The sequence below is a fragment of the Mesorhizobium sp. M7A.F.Ca.CA.002.15.2.1 genome (assembly GCF_003998715.1).
Lineage (GTDB): Bacteria > Pseudomonadota > Alphaproteobacteria > Rhizobiales > Rhizobiaceae > Mesorhizobium > Mesorhizobium ciceri.
This window is the reverse complement of the sequence record NZ_RZPI01000606.1, coordinates 1-3482: the sequence shown is the minus strand read 5'-3', so window position 1 is coordinate 3482 and position 3482 is coordinate 1. Positions and strand designations below refer to the sequence as shown.

Sequence of the window (3482 nt, the reverse complement as noted above, 5' to 3'; positions counted from 1 at the left end):
CCTAAAGCCTTCCCCATGTTCCTCCTTGCGCAACGCCGTGACAACGCCATGATTGAGGGGTGAACGGCAGGAAGGCTTAGGGGAGCAACCGGTGACGCCGCACAACGAAGCGGACAAGGACGACTATGCCGACACGGTGTTGTTGCCGGGCGACCCGCAACGCGCCGAATGGATGGCGCAAACGTTCCTGGAAGCGCCGCGCTGCATCAATCGCCGACGCGGCACGCTTGGCTTCACCGGCTTGTTTCGTGGCAAGTCCATCAGCATTCAAGCGACGGGCATCGGCGTTTCATCGTTTCTGATCTATGCGCATGAACTGCTGGACCATTATGGCGCCCGGACGCTGATCCGTACCGGCACCTGCGGCAGCCTGACCGCAAAGGCAAAGCTGCGCAGCCTTGTCATCTCGCAATCGGCACAGGCGGAAAGCGCCCAGAGCGGCCAGGTTTTCGGCCTTTATGGACCGGCTGGCCCGGACCCGGCGCTCCTCGCATCGTCACGGGCCAAGGCGGTAGAATTTGGCATCGACCATCATGTCGGCCTGACGGTCTGCAGCGACATCTTCTATCACCCGGATGGGCGTGCCCGTTTTGCCGATGCACGGGCGCAAGGAGCCCTGGCCGTGGATATGGAAACCAGCGCGCTCTATGGCATATCGGAGCATTTCGGAGCACGTGCGTTGTCGATGTGTGTCGTGGTGGACAACATCGAGACCGGCGAACAGACCGACTATTCCGAGCGCCAGGCGCTTTTCACCGACATGAGCCGTCTGGCGCTCGCTGTCGCAGCCGAGAGCTAGAGTACGGGTCTACTGGGTCAATCCCTTGCGTACGGCAGCGACATCGCCGGACGAGACTGCAGGAGCCGCGTTGCCCCAACTGGCGCGCACATAGGTCAAGACGTCGGCGACCTCCTGGTCTTTCAGGCGCCAGGCCAGGGAAGGCATGGCGGGCGTCGTCGGTGCATCGGCCGTGTGCACGGCCTGGCTGCCGGCAAGGACGAGCCGGGCCAGTGTTTCGGCACTGCCCTGCGCGACGATCGAATTGCCGGCAAGGGAAGGGAAAAGCGCGCCTGACCCGGCACCATCTCCACCATGGCAGGCCGAGCAATTGTCGCGATAGATTGCCTCGCCCGCGGTCATCCGTGTTGCGTCAGGCTTTGCCGGTTGGGCGCTGTCGACATCCGAGCCCAGGCTCTTGAGGTAGACTGCAACCGCCTTGAGATCGGGATCGGTCATTTTCGACGTGGAGTTCTCGATGGCCTCCGCCATCGGACCGGAGGCAATCGAATGCGCATTGACGCCGGTCTTGAGGTATTTCACCAGATCCTCTTCCGACCATTTGCCCAGGCCCGATTGCGCATTGTTGGTGATGTCGGGGGCAAACCAGCCCTGCAGGGAGGCACCTTGCAGGAACTCGCTGTCCTTATCGGCGCCAAGGAAAGATTTGGGCGAGTGGCAGGTGCCGCAATGGCCCGCTCCCTGGACGATATAAGCGCCGCGATTCCACTCCGCCGACTTGGAGGGATCCGGCTGAAAGCTTGCTTCGGTGAAGTTGAGGGCATTCCAGCCCAGCATCGCCAGCCGGATGTTCAACGGGAACGGCAGCTGATTGGCTTCGACCTTGTTCGATACCGGTTGAACCGTCGTCAGATAGGCCCACAAGTCGGAAATGTCCCGATCGTTCATCCTGGTATAGGCGGGGTAGGGCATTGCGGGGTAGAGCCGCACACCATTGTGGCCGATGCCTGACTTCATCATGCTGCGGAAGTCGGCTTCCGACCAACTGCCGATGCCCGTCTCGCGGTCAGGCGTTATGTTGGGCGGCACAAGCGCGCCGAACGGCGTTTCGAGCGGCAGGCCGCCGGCCAGCGGTTTGCCCTCGGCTCGCGTATGACAGCCTGCACAGTCGCCGAGCACCGCCTGATACTGTCCACGTATGATCTGGTCCGCCTGGTCGGCACTCCATGCCGGGCCGCCAGTGAGGGCCGCAGCACCGATGGCGAGCGTGAGAACGAGCTTGTTCATGCCTGCACCAGGGGTGCACCGGGATTGCGCAGATATTGATTGCGGATGGCATCGGCGGCGCGGAAAGCGAGCGCGCCGACCGTTCCTGTCGGATTTTTGCCGGCATTCTGCGGGAAGGCCGACGCACCGATGACAAAGACGTTGGGGACGTCCCAACTCTGGAGGAAGGTGTTGACCGCGCTCTTCTTCGGGTCCGTTCCCATGATGGCGCCGCCCGTATTGTGGGTGCTCTGGTAGGGGACGCTGTCCCAGCCTTTCTTGCGGCGGCTGACGGCGTACTGCTTTCCGCCGAGCGCCTTGGCAATTTCCTCCATCCGGTCGCAGACATAGTTCGACATGCGGATGTCGTTGTCGGGAAAATCGAACGTCATGCGCATCAGCGGCCGCCCGAAACGGTCCTTGTAGGTCGGGTCGAGGTCGAGGTAGTTGTTGCGCGTCGCGTAGCTGCTTCCCTGGGACGAGTAGCCAAGCGTGCTCTTGTAGCCCTCGACCGTTGCCTTCTTCCAGGCGCTGCCCCATTTCGGCGTGCCGGGCAGGGTCGGCCTGGTTCCGATCGGGCGCCCGTTGGTGGGAATGCAGTTGATGCCCGCACCGCCGACGAAGTCCAGCGCGCCGTGGTCGAACGCGTCACCATTGTAATCGTCGATCGTCTGGCCGAGCGCGCCTGCGGCGATGAACGGGTTGAAGTTCTTGTCGTCGAAGAACACCTGCACGCCGGCGTTTGTCTGGTAGCAGTAATTGCGCCCAACCGTTCCTTCGCCGCTGCCGGGGTCGTAGATCTTGCCGATGCCGGACAGCATCATCAGCCGGGCATTGTGCAGGCCGTAGGCGCACAGCAGCACCAGATCGGCCGGCTGGAAGTACTCCTCGCCTGAGGTATCGACGTAGGTCACGCCGCGCGCCGACTTGCCTCCGGGAGCCAGATCGACATGCAGTACCTCGCTGTCGGTGCGGACTTCGAAATTGGACTTCTTCATCAGCACCGGAAGGACGGTGGTCTGGGCGCTCGACTTCGAATAGTTGGCACAGCCGAAGCGTTCGCAGAATCCGCAATAGGTGCATTGACCCATGGCGATGCCGAGCGGGTTGACATAGGCCCGCGACATGTTGGCGGATGGGGTCGGGAAGGGATGCAGGCCGATCGACCGGCCGACCTCGGCGAACAGGGTTGGCGCGTAGGTCATCTGCATCGGCGGGTTCGGATAATCCCGCGACCTTGGATCCTCGAACGGATTGCCGCCTTCCTGCAACTGCCCCTTGATATTGCCGGCCTTGCCCGAGATGCCTGCCAGATACTCGAACTGGTCGTAATAGGGCTCCATCTCCGCGCCGGTCACGCCCCAGTCCTCGACCTGGAGATCGGCGATTCTCGATGCACCATATTTCTTGGTCAGATTGGTCTTTATCTGAAAGTCTCAATCCCAGAACCGCCAGGTGTGGCCGTTCCAGTGGACGC

At 62.2% G+C, this 3482-nt stretch carries 3 protein-coding genes; 1 reads left to right on the top strand and 2 read right to left on the bottom strand.

Annotation, left to right across the window (positions count from 1 at the left end; all coding sequences use genetic code 11):
* Positions 1 to 91 precede the first annotated feature (91 nt).
* Positions 92 to 799 carry a DeoD-type purine-nucleoside phosphorylase gene (locus tag ENZ74_RS26050; RefSeq protein WP_013531859.1) on the top strand — a complete coding sequence of 236 codons (708 nt, stop codon included), beginning with the start codon at positions 92 to 94 and terminating at the stop codon, positions 797 to 799.
* Positions 800 to 808: 9 nt separating this feature from the next.
* Here ENZ74_RS26050 and ENZ74_RS26045 read toward each other — a convergent pair whose 3' ends face one another.
* Together ENZ74_RS26045 and ENZ74_RS26040 are read right to left on the bottom strand one after the other, a co-directional pair.
* Entirely contained in the window at positions 809 to 2026 is a 1218-nt protein-coding gene (locus tag ENZ74_RS26045) for a cytochrome c (RefSeq protein ID WP_063167924.1), read from the bottom strand.
* Positions 2023 to 3363, bottom strand: coding sequence for a GMC family oxidoreductase (locus tag ENZ74_RS26040; protein WP_245471012.1), 1341 nt, complete (start codon positions 3361 to 3363; stop codon positions 2023 to 2025). Before ENZ74_RS26040 ends, ENZ74_RS26045 begins: the two co-directional genes overlap by 4 nt.
* Positions 3364 to 3482: the final 119 nt, after the last annotated feature.